Genomic DNA, 16,119 nt, shown 5'->3' with positions numbered 1-16,119 from the left:
CTCAAGCTTTCAATTTTTTGTTGTTTGGTCATGATTCACTGTTCCTTATTCAAGCTTGTACGCCTGTTTGGCCAGGCGATAGGCTACATCAATAACCATCTCCCGGGCATCTGCCAGATCAATCATGCCCCGTCCCACCAGCCCGGCCAGCCAGTTGGCGCTGGCGCGACGCCATACGTCGTGGCGGGCCGGGATGGAGAGAAAAGCGCGGGTGTCATCGTTAAAGCCAACAGTGTTGTATAAGCCTGCTGTCTCCATTACCTGGTCAAAAAAACGCTTCATCCCATTAGCGCTGTCGTGGAACCACCACGGCGGGCCGAGGCGCATGGCGGGATAATGGCCGGCCAGTGGAGCCAACTCGCGGGCGTAGGCGGTTTCGTCCAGGGTGAAGACGATGAAGGTAAAGTGGGGATTGTTGCCATATTTGTTCAACAGAGGGCGCAGGTTAAGCGTAAACTCGGCTTGTTCGGGAATATCGGCGCCTTTGTCAAGGCCAAAATGGTTGAAGATGATGCGGTTGTGATTACGGATAGCGCCGACGTGGAACTGCATGACCAGACCATCCTCAACCGCCATCCGCGCATTTTCCATAATCATGTGGGCGGTGAAACGATGCGCATCGTCACGGGAGACCTGGCCAGCCAGGGCGCGTTGAAAGATGGCCTCGGCTTCCGGGGGACTCAATTCGGTGGTATAAGCCGAGATAGCGGCATGGTCGGTAGCGGTGGCGCCCATGGTTTTGAAATACTCCCGCCGGTTCTCCAGAGCCTGGATAAAGGAGCTATAAGAGTTAACCGCAATGCCGCTAATTTTACTCAAGGCGTCAATATTCTTTTGCCAGCCCGGGGTCAGCAGGTTGACCACTGCGTCGGGCCGGAAGGTGGGGCGGATGTTCCCTGGCCAGCCGGAGTTTAAGATGGCCTGATGAGAGGTTAACGGGTCGGTGGCCGCATCGGTGGTGCAAAGCACTTCAACGTTAAATTTCTCAAACACCGTGCGCGGGCGAAATTCCGGCGAAACCAATTTTTCGGCAATCTGGTCGTAAATGGCCTGGGCCGTGTCGCCGTCCAATTTTTCTTCTACGCCAAAGACCTGGTACAGTTCTTGGGTGAGCCAGGCTCCCGAAGGCGTGCCCCGGAATAGATAAAATTTTTCGGCAAAGGTTTGCCAGATTTTGCGGTGATCCTGTTCCACTGGACGGCCGTCAAGGCGCGGCACGCCCATTGCCTCCACCGGAATGCCCTGCGAATAGAGCATGCGGAAAATGTAGTGATCGGGGATAATGAGCAAATCAACCGGCGAGCCAAAAGTGGCCGCCTGGTCAACAAACAGGTGGGGGTCTACATGCCCATGCGGGCAAATCAAAGGCAGGCCGGCCACCGACTCGTATAGTTCTCGCGCCACGCGGCGCTGCGTTGGGTCGGGGGCAAAGTATCGGTCCGGGTCCAGGGATAATTTGGCCATAGCAACACTCCTAAAAAATGGTGAATAGTGAATGGTGAATGATTAATTGTTAATTTGTGATCACGCTCCATAGGCTTAGTTGGTTAGCGGTTGGTTTCTACTTCTTCTTTTTTGAACCACCCCGGCGCGGCGCTTTTTTCGGACATTGCTTCCAAGGGGTCGGTTGGCGCGGGCATGGGGGGGTAATCGGGATCAGCCAGATTGTGGATGAGTTGGTCAATCCGAATGGGTTTGCCCGTAGCGATGGAGTGGTTGGCGGCTACCCCGGTTAAAATAGACCACGCCCCGGCGCGATAATCGGCGGCCCGTTTGTATTTATCCGCAGCCGGGTTGGGGGCAAACAAATCCTTTATCATCACCGGGTCGGCGCCGCCGTGACCGCCCTCGCTTTGCCAAATTTCAACCTCATAGGGCGGTTGGGCATGGGGATAAATTTTAGTTTGAGTACCTTCCGTCATCAATTCTCCGGGCACCGAGCCATCACCGCTGAAATAGACCGTTTCCTGGCAAATGTGTTCCAGACGGCCTTTAACGCCATTGAAGGTAATCACGTATCCTTCCCAGGGCATAAACGAATGGAGCGAATAACTCATCATGGCCCCGCTGCGGTACTGCACTATCACGCTCATTGTGTCTTCAATGTCAATGTCGGCGCCAAAAACGCATCTATCCCGGAAGTAGCCGTCATGCTGTTCATTTTCCAGGTAGAGCTGTCTGAGTTCGGCATAGTTGCGCAAATCCAGGTGAAAGGAACATTTTTCGGCGGCGGGGCAATCCAGGCAACGTTCGCCGCGATTGGCCAGGCCATATCGTTCAGCCGTTTCAGGCCGATAAAAATTTTGCGCGCCTGTGGCGTAGACGGTTTCCGGCACGGTTGAAAGCCACCAGTTTACCAGATCAAAGTGGTGGGTGGCTTTATGCACCATCAGGCCGCCGGAGTTACGCTTGTGGCGGTGCCAGCGGCGAAAATAATCGGCGCCATGCCGGGTATCCAGCAACCAGTGGAAATCAACCGATACCACGTTGCCAATAACGCCCGACATCAGCAGTTCTTTAAGCTGGGTTCGCGGCGGCGCGTAGCGATAATTGAAGGTGACGGTGCATTGGCGATTGGTTTTCCGGCAAGTATCAATGATCCGCTGGCACTTTTGTTCATCGGTGGTCATGGGCTTTTCGGTCATCACCTCACAGCCCAGTTCCATCGCTCGGCAGATGTATTCATCGTGGGTACTATCCTGGCTGGTGACAATGACCACATCCGGCCTGGTTTCGGCCATCATCCGGTCAAATTCATCGGCCCGGTAGGTTTTTACCTCAACCCCATCTTCCCGGAGCAGTGCTGATCGCAATTGCAAACGTCCCTCGTTAGTGTCGCAGAGGGCGACTAATTCGCTGGTATCAGGATACTCTTCCACAATGGCCCGTGAAAATAGCAGCGAACGATGTCCGACCCCCACCTGAACATATCGTTTTTTCTCCATAAAATTTCTCCTTAAACGGTTATTCTCCCAAAAAACATACTATTCCGGCCGCAATTCCCCTGGCCACCACTTTGGACCGCTGTTCCAGCAGATAGCGGTCGTCCAACAAAAAACCGGCTTCAATGATAGCGCCGGGAGTGAGCGGGTGAATTTCATTGAAGGCGTGATAGTTGGTCATGTTATCCGTGATGCTGGCCGGGTGCTGGGACAGGCCGGTGTAAATTGCATATTCTTGATTGAGACAGGCCACCAGCGCATCTTCGGCTTCGGGAATAGCGCTGTTGGTTACTCTGGCCACTTTGAAGCCGGTAGCGCCGGGAATATTGCAGCTATCCGCGTGAATGCTGACCAGGGCATCGGCCTGGTACTCGGTCAAACGGTCGTCATACTCATCCAATAAGTCGGCCTCAATACCGCGTCGTTGTAACAGGTCTACCACTTCAAGCGCAATCATATAGTTAATTTCCGCTTCGGTCAAACCATCGTCACAAACTGCGCCGGGGTCATAACCCTTGTGGCCCGCCACAATGCCAACCAAAGGCTTTTGAGTATCTCTTGTTGGTTGGCTGGTTGTAGGAGTGACGGTGAGAATGAATGGCGAGGATGGCGGCGCTATCTGGATCACCGGCTGTTCTTCAGGGCCAAACAATTTAAAGCCCAAAAGTATGGTTACCACTGCCAAAACAAGCATGGTTATGGCAAACATAGTATATCTACTGCGCCGGGCGGCGGTCTGTTGCCCGGCCTGGTTTTGTTTTGACTTTCGCGTTTGAGGCATAAAATTATGATAGCATGGTATTTTAATTTCGTCTATAATGATTATGTAATGTTTGCCCCTCATAACTCAACATCACATTGACACAAAGCAAGTATATCAATACAATAGAAAATGATTCTGGATATTAACCGATTTCCGGGTTAACCTGATAGGGATAAAAAATGGGTGAAAAAATTCTGGTGATAGATGATGATCCGGTTTTATTGGGTCTAATTGAAAAAAACCTGAACGCCCGCGCCTACGAAGTGTTTATGGCGGCCAATGGAGAAGATGGCCTGCGGCTGTTGGAAGAAACAAGACCACATCTGGTTATCTTAGACGTGATGATCCCCGGTCTGAACGGCTGGGAAGTCTGTCGCCGCATTCGCAAAGTCTCAACGGTGCCGGTGATTATGCTCACGGCTTTAGGCTCTCAAGAAGATATTGTCCGTGGTTTAGAGGCCGGGGCCGATGATTATTTGGTAAAACCATTTCTTAAAGATGAGTTGTTGGCCCGGGTTTCGGCGGTATTGCGCCGTGCCAGTATGCCCCCCCCTTCCTCAAGCGCTCCCTTACGTTTTGGCAATGGTGAATTGGTTATTGACCCGGCCACACGCCAAGTAATGGTCAGAGGCCAGCCAGCCGATCTAACCCCCACCGAGTTTGAGTTGTTATTATTTATGGCTTACCGGCCCGGTCAAATTGTGCGCACGGAACACATTTTTGAAAATGTTTGGGCCTATGATACGGATAAAAATATTGAAAACGTAAAATGGTATGTTTGGCGTTTGCGTAAAAAGGTGGAAAAGCAACCCGGCAATCCCAAATACATTATCACCGAGCGCGGCGTGGGTTATAGATTCATTCCCAATTACGGAATGTCACAGTTAGAAACAGACGCGGCCTGACCTGGACGGTGCTGCCTGTTACCATCTCCAAAATTGTCAAAATAAAAATAAAAAGATATTATTGCCCTCTCACTGCTTACTTCTCAAATCAATTCAATGAGCTAAAGAGAATTTAATATGACCACAATTATTGTAATTCCAACTTATAATGAGGCTGAAAACATAGCCGCCATCACGGCCGAACTTTTTACCCTGGAAGTTGACGAAGATTTACAGATTCTAATTGTTGACGACGATTCGCCGGATGGCACCGGCCAGATAACCGACGAGTTGGCCCAGAACTGCTATCCGGGACGCCTGCACGTGCTTCATCGCCGGGGTAAATTGGGTTTGGGCACGGCTTATGTGACCGGTTTCAAGTGGGCGCTGGAACATAACGCCGACTATATTATTCAGATGGACGCGGACTTTTCCCATTCGCCCACCTACATTCCCCAAATGCTGGAAAAAATGGCCGGCCATGAGGTGGTGGTAGGGTCTCGTTATGTAAGCGGCGGCGAGTTAGACGAGCGCTGGGGGTGGGGACGCTGGCTGTTGAGCTGGTTTGCCAACTCGGTGTGGACCCGGGGGATTTTGGGCGTACAGACCAAAGATGCGACGGCGGGGTTTAAATGCTGGCAAGCCAGCGCCTTACGGCAGATTGGGCTGGACCGAATTACTTCAAATGGTTATGTGTTTCAAATAGAAATGGCGTTTGTGTCGGAAAAGCTCAACTTCCGTATTCTGGAAATCCCGATCTATTTTGAAGATCGCCGCATTGGCCAGAGCAAAATGTCGTGGCCGGTAAAAATAGAGGCAGCCCTGCGGGTGTTTGAAATTCGCTGGCGACACCGCAACGTAGAGCCTATGCCTCTGTCCCCCTCAGCCCAGATATAGGAGTGTTCCGCTTGTCCAAAGCCATTAACCGGCACGACTTCCTGGCCGCGCTGATTCTACTCATCCTGCCCTTAACGCTTTTTTGGTCCGTCACCATTGGGCCAAATACGCTCCTCCCGGTTGATAATCTTTTTGCTTATGAACCCTGGGCCTCCTCTAAAGAAGCCCTCAATGTGGGTCGGCCGCAAAACCAGCTTCTCTCGGACCTGATTTTGGAGAACTACGTTTGGAAAAAGTTTATCCGGGAGACTATAGCGGCCCGTCAAATTCCCCTGTGGAATCCCTACATTCTGTCGGGCCAGCCGTTTCTGGCCAATGGACAGCACTCGGCCCTTTATCCCTTTAGCCTGCTGTTTTACACTTTGCCCTTAAGCAAAGCCTACGGCTGGTTTACCGTTAGCCAATTATGGCTGGCGGGTCTGTTTATGTACATCTTTGTCCGCGCGCTGCAGGCCGGGCGATTGGGGGCTTTGTTGGCGGGCCTCACCTATTCCCTCAGCGGCTTTTTTGTGGTGAGCGTGGTTTTTACCATGATTATCGCCAGCGCGGTCTGGCTGCCCCTCATTTTGTCCTTTATTGAGGTGATTATCCGCAAGCAAGAGAACAAGGGGCGGGTGGGTTACTCTCCAATCCCTTACGTGGTGGCCGGGGCGCTGGCCGTGGGGCTGCAGACGCTGGCCGGACACGTTGAGATCACTTACTACACGCTCCTGGTCAGTGGCTTTTATGCTTTTTGCCGCCTGCTCATTTTGGGACAGCAGCAGAATACGCCACGGTTTGCCTTACGCCTGGCCGGCTGGTTACTGGTAATAGGAGGATTAGGCCTGGGGCTGGGCGCGGTGCAACTGGGGCCTATGTACGAGATTGTCACCCAAAATTTCCGCGATAACTCCGTTACTCTGGCCGACGTGCGCGGTTGGGCTTTGCCCTATCGGCGCATTGCCAGTTTCATTATCCCCAACTTCTTCGGCAGCCCCGCCCATCACGGTTATTTTGACGCAATTAGCTGGGGCTGGCAAGCCCTTGGCCTCAACGCCAATGGAGAAATCAATCCTCTCTGCCCCCACTGTACCAGTTGGGATACTAAAACCTCGGTTGAGGCGGGGGCTTATGTGGGTATTTTGCCGTTAGCTCTGGCTATCTTAGCCATTGCTCAAGCTATTCATGAAACATTCAAACGCACAAACGCACAAACATTTAAACGCTATGTATTCATTTTTGCTCTGTTGGCCGCGCTCTCGCTCCTGTTCGCCTTTGGCACGCCGCTGTACGCCCTCCTCTTTTACGGCCTGCCCGGCTGGAACCAACTCCACTCGCCCTTTCGCTGGATTTTTCCCTACACCTTCAGCCTGGCCGTGCTGGCGGGATTGGGCGCAACCTATTTAAACCGGCTGGTCAGCGCCAGGCGGACTCCTCCCCGTAATTCCCGGTTTGACGCAAAGCCTCCCTCTAACTTCCAAAGGAGGGAGGATCAACTACCCCCACCACCCTACATCCTTGCCCCATTGTCCTTCCCGGGAACCCTCTCTCACCGTCTTGGCTGGTTACTTTTCTGGGGTGGGTTGATCGGGGTCGTGACCATGCTCGTCGCCCTTTTCATTCCTGCGCCTTTCATCCAGATTACCACTTTTGTTTTTGACCACTCTGGCCTGGCCCAAAACGCTTTTGCCAACGGCCGCCAATTTTTTGGCTACCAGTGGCCCAACTTCTTTAAGTTCTTTCTGATGACTATGGCCGGCGGAGCCGTCCTGCGCATCGTCTGCTGCCCCATCTTTCTTCCCTCTCTGAAAAAAGGAGGGCGGGGCAGGATCAATGCCTGGAAGCCTCTCGCCATCATCCTCATCAGCCTTGATTTACTGCTGGCCGGAGCCGGCTTCAATCCCTCGGTTGACCCCGCCCTGCTCAACTTTAAGCCGGAGGTAGTTAAATGGCTGGAAGCGCGGCAGGCGGAAGACCCTCTTTTCCGGCTCACCAGTTTCGACACCCCCGCTGGGCGCGGCAACAAGGTCTTTCCGGCCAATGCGGGGATGTACAGCAACCTGTTTGACGTGCGCGGCTACGACAGCATCATCCCGGCCCAATACGCCCGCTTTATGCAGCTCATCCAAAAAAACGGCGACCTCCTCTTCAATCGGGTGGGGCCGCTCTATACCGTTGACTATACCGCTCTGGATTCCGCCCTGCTGGACTTACTGGGCGTGCGTTACTTGCTGACCACCGTCAACATCAACCACCCCATCTATCAACTGGTTTACGATCACGAAATTAAAGTTTATGAAAATCTTGACGCCCTGCCCCGCGCCTTTTTGGCCCAAAACGCCGTCACTTCCGCCGATTTCCCCAAACCGCCTAATCTGGCTGAAATGGACCAGGAGGAATACGCCCTGCGCAGCCTCAATCCCCACCAACAACTCATCCTTGATGGCGAAAACAACGGCCTGGGCCGCGATCTGACCCCCGCCGACGCCGGGCCGCTCTCCCGGGCCAGACCCGGGGTGGAGATTATTGAATACACCCCCAACCAGGTCACATTGACCGCCCGCCTGGACCAACCGGGCTGGCTGGTTTTGGCCGATACCTATTTCCCCGGCTGGCGAGCCTATGCCAAAACCCCGGTGGAAACAGAAGAGATTGAACTGACCCTGCACCGGGCCAACGGCAATTTCCGCACGATTTATCTCCAGCCCGGCCAGTGGCAGGTCCGCTTCCGCTACAGCCCGCGCAGTTTCCAATTGGGTCTGTATGGCTCGTTCCTGGCCTTTGTTACGTTGGTTTTTCTGCTGGGTTATTGGGCCTGGGGAAAATTGTACCGGGAGCATGAAACCGACTCTCCCATCAAGCGGGTGGCCAAAAACAGCCTGGTGCCAATGGTGCTGGCCCTCTCCAACCGGCTGATTGACTTTGCCTTTGCTATGCTTATGCTACGCATTTTGCAGCCGGAAGGAGCCGGGCGCTATGCCTTTGCCGTGGCCTTCATCGGCCTCACCGAGATAGTGACCCGCTACGGCCTGGGTACGCTGGTTACCCGCGAAGTGGCCGCCGACCACAACCGCCGTAATCGCTATCTGGCCAACGTGTCCATCTTACGGCTGGTATTGTGGCTGGCCGCGCTGCCGGCCATGGCCGCCATCCTGGGCCTGTACATGCTTTTTGGCGACATCACGCCCGAAGTGATCATCACTATTGCCATCCTGGCTATTGGCACGCTGCTCAGCAACCTCTCCGACGGCCTGACGGCCATTTTTTACGCCCACGAAAAAGCCGAATATCCGGCGGGCATCGCCTCAATGACGGCGTTGGCGCGGGTGAGTGTGGGGGCGCTGGTGCTGCTGTTGGGCTGGGGCATTATCGGCCTGGCCGGGGCGTCGTTGGCGGCCAACCTGGTGGCGTTTGCCAGCCTGGGGTACATTCTGGTGGTAAAAATTTTCCGCCCCTTCCTGGCCCCTGACCGCGGCCTGCAAAAAGAGATGATGGCCGAAAGCCTGCCCCTGATGATCAATCATCTGCTCTCAACCATCTTCTTCCGCATTGACGTGTTCATTCTCCAACCCACCTGGGGCGACCAAGCCGTGCGCTATTACAACGCCGCCTACAAATACATTGACGGCATCAACGTAATCCCCCAATATTTCACCCTGGCCCTCTTTCCCTTGATGAGCCGCTTTGCCGCCAACTCGCGCGAATCGTTGGTGCGGGCTTACATTTTGAGCCTACGTTTTCTGCTTATCCTGGCCCTGCCCATTGCCGCCGGCACGCCCTTTATTGCCCGCGAACTCATTCTTTTTTTGGCCGGGGAACAATTTTTGCCCGACTCAATGATTGTGCTGCAACTATTGATCTGGTTTTTGCCTTTCAGCTTCATCAATCAGGTCACACAATATGTGCTCATAGCCATCAACCAACAGCGCCACCTGACCGGCGCGTTTGTCATTGGCGTTTTGTTTAACGTGGTGGCCAATCTCATATTTATTCCCCTGTACGGCTACCGGGCTGCGGCCGTCACCACTATTTTCTCTGAGTGGGCTTTGTTGATCCCCTTCTACCTGCTGGTGCGCAAAAATCTCTGCACCGTGCCTTGGTTTGATATTGTGTGGCGGCCAACGGTTGCTGCCGCAGTGATGGGCAGTGTGCTGTGGTTCATCGGCGATGTTAACTTCTTCCTGACCATCGGTATTGCCGGGGTGATCTACCTGATTACCCTGGCCCTGGTTGGCGGATTGACCCAGCAAGATATGCGCCTGGTCTGGCGGGCGATTCCCTTACGACCATGGCAAAAAAACACTGACCCCCACCCGGCCACAAGATTCTGACATATATGCGCTCGGCCAGCAGCTTTATTATGTCTTCCCCGGCTACTGGCCGTAAACCGTTGTATCCGGTCTGAAGGCGGCCCAGGCAAACCAAAAATAAGGATGACCCAAAACAGGTTCAAGCTGCGATCCGGCCAATTCACCGCTGATGGCCCGACCAAACACGTTCCATTCACTGCCGGTTTCATTGTCGGTGATAACGCCCTTATCGGCGGTAAAGGTCAATTTCTGCCCGTCAACTTCCGGATTAAACATCCCGGCAGAGCCAACCTCCCTGGACTCTTCGATAATGCCTTGATCCAGGGCCGACACCTGGCCGGGTTTGTAAAAAATCACCGCCCGTTGACCGTTTAACGTATCCTCGATGACCCCTTCTTCAGCAATCACGGACATGGGATAGGCCACGGCCATATCGCCGGAGAAGTAGCCCAACACGCGCGCTGTCGCCGGTAGGCGAGGGTCAGGCGTGCCCTGGAAGAGAAACGGTTGCGCTGAAGAGTCGTAACCAACATAGGGATTACGGCCATAAGCACGCCCGCTGGCGGATAATACTTGACCGGTGGGATAAGCCTCTTTAAAATCTTGCCAGGAGACCAGTTGGGCCGGCAGCATTTCCAATTGCACGCCCGTCATATCGCCCACAATAGCCTGGCCTGTGAATTGCTGCCACCAGGAGAGAGTTTTGTTGTCCCACATAATCAGGTTGCTATGGCGCAGGTTGCCGGAAACGCCAAAACGTAACACCTCGCCGTCAACCTCACGTTTAAAAACAATGCCGGCATTACACAACGGGCAGAAAGTTACGGCTACGGGCAAACTGGCAATCTCGTCATTGGCAATCTCATGGCGGGTCAGAATGGCCAATGGATAAGCCTTGGCCTCGTCGCCCACCGCCAGGGCGATGACCGGTTGGACATCGGCCAGCCATTCGTCACCCTCGGCAATCGAGTCAAATTGCGGGTTGTCAAGCGGAGGGATGCCGTCGGGTGGGGGGCCGCCGGAGACAATGTCGGCATAGTCAACATTATGCAGGCAAAAATTGGTAGCCAGGTCACTATCTGGGTCTATAATATCTGCCGGCACCAAATCGGCCAGGTCGTCGGCGGCCCACAATTCAGGCGAAAAACGAACAGACGCGCCGGCAAAGGGATCGTCACACGCGGCGGAGTGATCGCCGGATTCGGCTGTTGGTGGTTGTTGACCCGCATCGCTCGACGGGTTCATCTCGGCTTCATTCGTCTCTGCCGCCGGCGCTGCCGTGGTATTACTTTTTTCAGGCGTAATCTGCTCCCCGGCCGCTGCAACTTGGGGTGATACCTTCTCTTCGTCTGCCAACGTTGGCGATGTTTGGCGGCTGGCTGTTTCCGCCGCGGGCGGTGAAGCATTACACTGCGCAGCCAGCACAGTCAAACTCACCAGCCCAAGCCATAATAAATGCTTCATCATTCACCATTCCTTATTACCCAATCAATTTTTATCAGCGCATAAATGATATGACGTTTGACGTTTTTTCTGTAGGTCCTCTTACCGCATTGCTTTGACCAGTTTGGGAATCAAAAACCAATACAGGGTAGCATCACCGGCTTGCAACTCACTCCAGCTGGCAATATTTACCCCAAAACAAAGCAAACCGGCCGTAGGAATACGGATAGCCCCATCATCGCTCCACGCCTGCTCAACTCTGGCCGAAAGTAGGGCCGCAGCGGTTTCTTCGGTGGCAGGGTTGTGACCAACAAGCAGAACCCGAACCACCTTATCAGGCAAATTCTGTAAAGCCGCAATCATTGCCGCGTTGCCGCTGCCATAAAAAGACTCCTCCCACTGAATCCTCTCCTTGGGGTAGTGGCACGTTTCGGCCACCAACTCGGTGGTTTGTTTAGCTCGTAAAGCGGGAGAGGATAGGATTACGTCTGGAACCGCGTCAAAGAGCGCCAGCACTTCCCCCATTCGGGGCGCGTCTTTTAGGCCGCGCTTGGCCAGGGGGCGATCAAAATCCGCCAGGCCGGGATCGCCCCAATCTGATTTGGCGTGTCGTAACAGCAGAACCGTCTTCATAAATTTGCTCCTTTTACTCTCCTCATTATTATACACTAGCCAATGATGTATATCACCGTTTTTCTTGCAGCGTTTGTTTTAGCCTTAATGATTACCCCTATCGGCGGCAAAGTGGGGCAAACTTTGGGTTTAACAGACCGCCCCGGCGGGCGGCGCACCCACCGGGGCGAGATTTCTCGCCTGGGGGGGATGGCCCTGTTCGCCGGATTTATGGGGGCGGGCTTGCTGGTTTTTGGGTTGAGCGCGTTTGAAGTTTGGCCGCCCATTGGCCCTGAAGACCGGAAATTACTGGCCGGGGTGTTGCTTGGCAGCAGTGTGATTTTCATGTTTGGCTGGTGGGACGATTGGCGAGAATTGTCGGTCTGGCCTCAATTTGCCGCCCAATTGGGGGTCGCCCTGATCGCGATTGGGTTTGATATTATTATTGAACGGGCCACGCTGCCGATTTTTGGTTTTAAGATTTTTCCGCCGTGGCTAACTTATCCCCTAACTATCTTCTGGATTATGGGCATGATTAACACGGTCAACTGGCTGGATGGTCTGGACGGACTGGCCGCCGGCGTAACAGCCATTGCCAGCCTGCTTTTTGCCGTTCACGCCTACAGCCTGGGGCAAACCATGGTCGCCCTTTTTCCCCTGGCCCTAGCCGCCGCCTGTCTTGGTTTTTTGCCTTTCAACTTTTATCCGGCCCGGGTTTTTATGGGCAGCGGCAGCATGTTTCTGGGTTTTGCCCTGGCTTCCCTATCCATTTTGGCTCCGGCCAAAGTGGCCACGGCGCTATTGGTGCTGGGCATTCCCATTATTGACGTGGCCTGGGTAATGATCAGACGCTGGCAACAACGGGGGAACCCTGCCGCAGCCGGGCGCGACCATCTGCATTACCGCCTGCTTGATCTGGGCTTAAGCCAACGACAAATCGTGTCTCTCTACTATCTCTTTTGCGCCACGTTTGGCTTGCTGGCACTACTCATCGAAGTCCGCCTGTTCAAGCTGATTGCCCTGGGCGTGATGGGCAGCCTGACGTTAATCCTGCTGTGGTGGTTGGCGAGACAAGATGGCCAAGTAACAAAGTAGCAATGTAACAAGGTAACAGGGTTTTATGAGTAGTTGCCACCTTGCTACCTGCTACCCTGCTATACATACCCCAACGAACGATACCACTCCAAAGTCCGTTGCGCGCCCTCGGCAAAGGTACCGGAAACAAAGCCCAATTCGCGTTCAGCCTTACTGGAATCCACCAGCCAATCGGAAAAAACATAAGGTTCCAAGTTTTTGGGGTAAAACGGCTCGCGCTGGGTAAAAAAGGCAATATCTTCCAAGATTTCGGCAAATTGAATCATCATCCAGCCGGGGAAGTTAATCCGCCAACTGCTGCGGTTGGCCAGGCGACTCACAGTTTGGTTTGCTTCTTTGTGCGAAATGCTTTTATTGGAGACATTATAAATCTGGCCCACTTTACCTAACTTCAGCGCCGCTGCAATGGCTTTGGCCGCATCGCCAACGTAGCAAGGAAAGATAATGTGCCGCCCCTGGTGAACCTGCACCCGCCAGTGGCGCAAAAATTCCTCAAAGAAAAGACGGTTGAAAGCGTAATGCCCATGCGGGCCATACAACGCGCCCAGGCGCAAAATAACCACCGGCAAACCTTTGCTCACGTAGCCCTGGGCCAATCGCTCACCCAAAAATTTGGTTTGAGCATAGTTATCCGTTCGATAGGGACGGCAAGGCGTTTCCTCGGTGATAACCACTCCTGGCTTTTGCGGGCCAACCACAATAATGGTGCTGATGTGGACAAACTTTTTAATTCCGGCGGCCAGAGCTGCTTCCAAAACATGGTGCGTGCCGTCAACGTTGGTTTTGATAAAAGGCTCCGGCGGCCCCCACAAACGGAAATGGGCCGCTGCATGGATAACGTACTCGCAATCCCGCATAGCGATGCGCAAGGAGTCAGGCTCCACCACATCGCCCTGCACAATCTCCACTTTATTCAATTTGCCTAAAAAGGAAGTGTCACTCGTTGAACGAGCCAGAGCTTTTACCCTATAGCCCTGGCCCGCTAAATATTCGCAGAGATTCTTTCCCAAAAAGCCGGTAGCGCCAGTAACAAGAATCAATTGTTGGTTCCTTAAGTATTGTATTGTTTGCCAGTGGCAATAATTTAGAAATCAAAAGTGAGAAAAAACGGATAGATCATCCAACCTTCTAATTTCTATTTTCTCATTTCTCACGATCACCTGTTCGTCAACAATAAATTCAACGCCTCGGCAGCCGGAGTAAAGAGGGGATTATATTCCAGCGCCGCCTGAAAATCCGCTTCGGCGCCGGGTTGGCCGGTAGCGTGTAAAGCCAGGCCGTGATAATAGTAGGCTTCTTCCAACCCTCCCGTGCCCTCCAGCGTGGCCGCGGTCAGGTCCAGCACATCCTGATAACGCCCGACGGCATAATAAGCCTCAAAGGGCGCAAATTGATACCACAGCCGCCGCCAGTGCAGGCCCAGTTGTCTGGCCCGGTCAAACGCAACCACCGCTTCTTGCGGCCGGCCCAGGCGCGTTAAAGCTTCACCCTGATTGAAATAGGCAATGGCGTCGTTGGGATTGGCCGCAACCTCTGCCTGGGCCTGGGCCAGGATTCGCTCGTACATACGGGTATTGTCTAAATCAGCGCCAATGATGGATTTGACCGTATCTGCCTGCGCCGGCGCATAGACCACAATATACAAATTATTGAAAACCCGCCAATCGGCCGCAAACTGTTCATAACTAACCTTATAATCAGGGCCATTGAGCGAGTCAAACGTATTAAACTGGCCGGTCGCATCGTCATAGCCCGTAATCAGACGATAATGGCCCAAACCGTCGCCCTCATGGACGAGCCACGTTTCGGCCATCACCGGAATGTCATTACTGAGAAACCTTTTGAGCTGCTCAAGGGTGCCCCCCTGGCGCACAATCGCTTCCAAGCCGGTGGTGCGAGCATAAGCAGCCAACTCATGGGCGCTCACGTTTTTGTCGTCTCGATTGGGTTTGAGGGCCGGAGCCGCCTCTGCCTGGGTTTCAGGCCGGCCATAATAACTCATATACATGGTCAGGGTGGCCGGGCCGCAGTTGTTCCAGGTTTGCCATTGATGGGCAACACCGCGCAATTGCACGCTGTCACCGGACGAGGGCAATGGCGCGACATTCTCTAAGGGCGCGGTCTCCTCCGGCGACTCTGCAAGCACAAGGCCATCGCCGGTTACATTGATAGCCGCTGGAATAATGTCGCCGGCGGCAGGCTGTTGGATAATAGGCGGTATCTTCATCTCTATTTGGCCGTCCTGGGCCGGGACAACCGCTGCCGCTGCCGTTGGGGCCGGCGTGGGCAGGTACTCTGGATGGGGCACCAGCTTGCGATAGTAGGTGCGGGCCCGATAAGAAAGGTTATCCAGATGGCTACTGAGGTTGGGGAGAATAAGGCCCACCATAATGGCCACCGTCGCCAGTAAGGCTCCCAGGCCCATGCCAAAAATCAAGGCCCCGCCTTTGGTGACCGTCTTTTTTTCATAGGGACGTCTGGGACGCGATTCACTCCACATCAGTCATCCCTGGTATAACGACTTACGGTAAAGCGATAAAGTTCAACCGGTTCATCAGGCCCAATCCCGGCTTTGCGCCGGACCAACTCCAGTTGGCGCGGCACGCTGTCAACCGCAGCAATATCAGGCAAGAGCAAGGCCCGGCGATAGCCTGACTGGACCAGCACCCCGTAAACTTTCTCATCCAACTCGCTCGTGTCTGAAACAGGCTCCAATTCGCTGAGAACATCCACTTTCACATCCAGACCTTCTATTTCAGCCGCCGTCATCGGGGGAAAACGGGGGTCATCCGTAGCTGAAGCAATGGCCGTATGGATGATGGCCTCGGCCAGATTTGGCTCGGTGGGAGTGATGGTGCCGCGACACCCCCGCAGCATGCCGTCCGCCGTGTGCAGCGATACAAATACCGCCCCAGGGACAGCCATTTCTTCAGGCAATGGATCGGGGGGGGATATGGTTTGACCTGTTTTCAAAAATGTCTCTATGGCTTGATACGCCAAAGCAACAAAAGAATGCACTTTATTCTCCTAACCCGGAAGAGCCGGAATCAAAAAAAATAATGTTGCCGGAACTTCTTATACAAAAACCCAAAAAAGTCACTGGTTGGGGCCTAACCCGGATCAACCGGAATTAGAAACGAGAAATCTAAGGTAAATACCGGTAAACTGATAACTTCTAATTTAACAACAGGACT

At 53.7% G+C, this 16,119-nt stretch carries 12 protein-coding genes; 4 read left to right on the top strand and 8 right to left on the bottom strand.

Features of this window, described 5'->3' with window-relative positions:
- Nucleotides 1–45 precede the first annotated feature (45 nt).
- From uxaC to JW953_06165, 3 genes are all read right to left on the bottom strand, one after another.
- Complete coding sequence (uxaC, locus tag JW953_06175; protein MBN1992271.1) at nucleotides 46–1,464, bottom strand: glucuronate isomerase; 1,419 nt, start codon at nucleotides 1,462–1,464, stop codon at nucleotides 46–48.
- Nucleotides 1,465–1,547: 83 nt separating this feature from the next.
- A complete protein-coding gene (locus JW953_06170) occupies nucleotides 1,548–2,945 on the bottom strand; it encodes a Gfo/Idh/MocA family oxidoreductase (GenBank protein MBN1992270.1) in 1,398 nt (465 codons plus the stop codon).
- Between the two features lie 19 nt (nucleotides 2,946–2,964).
- Nucleotides 2,965–3,723, bottom strand: a complete 759-nt coding sequence (locus tag JW953_06165) for an N-acetylmuramoyl-L-alanine amidase (GenBank protein MBN1992269.1) — start codon at nucleotides 3,721–3,723, stop codon at nucleotides 2,965–2,967.
- Nucleotides 3,724–3,884: 161 nt separating this feature from the next.
- Between JW953_06165 and JW953_06160 the strand changes: the two genes are divergently transcribed.
- From JW953_06160 to JW953_06150, 3 genes are all read left to right on the top strand, one after another.
- Nucleotides 3,885–4,610, top strand: a complete 726-nt coding sequence (locus JW953_06160) for a response regulator transcription factor (protein ID MBN1992268.1) — start codon at nucleotides 3,885–3,887, stop codon at nucleotides 4,608–4,610.
- A 117-nt stretch (nucleotides 4,611–4,727) separates the two neighbouring features.
- Nucleotides 4,728–5,486, top strand: a complete 759-nt coding sequence (locus JW953_06155) for a polyprenol monophosphomannose synthase (protein MBN1992267.1) — start codon at nucleotides 4,728–4,730, stop codon at nucleotides 5,484–5,486.
- Between the two features lie 11 nt (nucleotides 5,487–5,497).
- Nucleotides 5,498–9,796 carry an oligosaccharide flippase family protein gene (locus JW953_06150; GenBank protein ID MBN1992266.1) on the top strand — a complete coding sequence of 1,433 codons (4,299 nt, stop codon included), beginning with the start codon at nucleotides 5,498–5,500 and terminating at the stop codon, nucleotides 9,794–9,796.
- Between the two features lie 42 nt (nucleotides 9,797–9,838).
- On the opposite strand, the gene JW953_06145 is transcribed toward JW953_06150, so the two are convergent.
- The gene (locus tag JW953_06145; GenBank protein ID MBN1992265.1) at nucleotides 9,839–11,242 is read right to left on the bottom strand and encodes a DUF3179 domain-containing protein; all 1,404 of its coding nucleotides are present in this window, start codon (nucleotides 11,240–11,242) and stop codon (nucleotides 9,839–9,841) included.
- Nucleotides 11,243–11,320: 78 nt separating this feature from the next.
- Complete coding sequence (locus JW953_06140) at nucleotides 11,321–11,851, bottom strand: histidine phosphatase family protein (GenBank protein MBN1992264.1); 531 nt, start codon at nucleotides 11,849–11,851, stop codon at nucleotides 11,321–11,323.
- 42 nt (nucleotides 11,852–11,893) lie between these two features.
- On the opposite strand from JW953_06140, the gene JW953_06135 reads away from it, so the two are divergent.
- On the top strand, nucleotides 11,894–12,925 hold the full coding sequence (locus JW953_06135; GenBank protein ID MBN1992263.1) for an undecaprenyl/decaprenyl-phosphate alpha-N-acetylglucosaminyl 1-phosphate transferase: 1,032 nt from the start codon (nucleotides 11,894–11,896) through the stop codon (nucleotides 12,923–12,925).
- Nucleotides 12,926–12,984: 59 nt separating this feature from the next.
- Here JW953_06135 and JW953_06130 read toward each other — a convergent pair whose 3' ends face one another.
- From JW953_06130 to amrA, 3 genes are all read right to left on the bottom strand, one after another.
- Nucleotides 12,985–13,965, bottom strand: a complete 981-nt coding sequence (locus JW953_06130) for an NAD-dependent epimerase/dehydratase family protein (GenBank protein ID MBN1992262.1) — start codon at nucleotides 13,963–13,965, stop codon at nucleotides 12,985–12,987.
- A gap of 116 nt (nucleotides 13,966–14,081) precedes the next feature.
- Entirely contained in the window at nucleotides 14,082–15,425 is a 1,344-nt protein-coding gene (locus JW953_06125; protein ID MBN1992261.1) for a C39 family peptidase, read from the bottom strand.
- Complete coding sequence (gene amrA / locus JW953_06120; protein ID MBN1992260.1) at nucleotides 15,425–15,943, bottom strand: AmmeMemoRadiSam system protein A; 519 nt, start codon at nucleotides 15,941–15,943, stop codon at nucleotides 15,425–15,427. The genes JW953_06125 and amrA overlap by 1 nt, the downstream gene beginning before the upstream one ends.
- Between the last annotated feature and the right edge of the window lie 176 nt (nucleotides 15,944–16,119).

It is taken from the genome of Anaerolineae bacterium (assembly GCA_016931895.1).
In the GTDB taxonomy this organism is placed as follows: Bacteria; Chloroflexota; Anaerolineae; order 4572-78; family J111; genus JAFGNV01.
Note: the sequence above shows the minus strand (reverse complement) of the source record. Positions and strands in the feature narration are given on the sequence as shown.

What these genes read in the sequence shown, in the direction of transcription:
- JW953_06145 (MBN1992265.1), bottom strand. Translation starts at nt 11,242, where the DNA reads ATGATGAAGCATTTATTATGGCTTGGGCTGGTGAGTTTGACTGTGCTG.
- JW953_06160 (MBN1992268.1), top strand. Translation starts at nt 3,885, where the DNA reads ATGGGTGAAAAAATTCTGGTGATAGATGATGATCCGGTTTTATTGGGT.
- JW953_06155 (MBN1992267.1), top strand. Translation starts at nt 4,728, where the DNA reads ATGACCACAATTATTGTAATTCCAACTTATAATGAGGCTGAAAACATA.
- JW953_06165 (MBN1992269.1), bottom strand. Translation starts at nt 3,723, where the DNA reads ATGCCTCAAACGCGAAAGTCAAAACAAAACCAGGCCGGGCAACAGACC.
- uxaC (MBN1992271.1), bottom strand. Translation starts at nt 1,464, where the DNA reads ATGGCCAAATTATCCCTGGACCCGGACCGATACTTTGCCCCCGACCCA.
- JW953_06135 (MBN1992263.1), top strand. Translation starts at nt 11,894, where the DNA reads ATGATGTATATCACCGTTTTTCTTGCAGCGTTTGTTTTAGCCTTAATG.
- JW953_06125 (MBN1992261.1), bottom strand. Translation starts at nt 15,425, where the DNA reads ATGTGGAGTGAATCGCGTCCCAGACGTCCCTATGAAAAAAAGACGGTC.
- JW953_06170 (MBN1992270.1), bottom strand. Translation starts at nt 2,945, where the DNA reads ATGGAGAAAAAACGATATGTTCAGGTGGGGGTCGGACATCGTTCGCTG.
- JW953_06140 (MBN1992264.1), bottom strand. Translation starts at nt 11,851, where the DNA reads ATGAAGACGGTTCTGCTGTTACGACACGCCAAATCAGATTGGGGCGAT.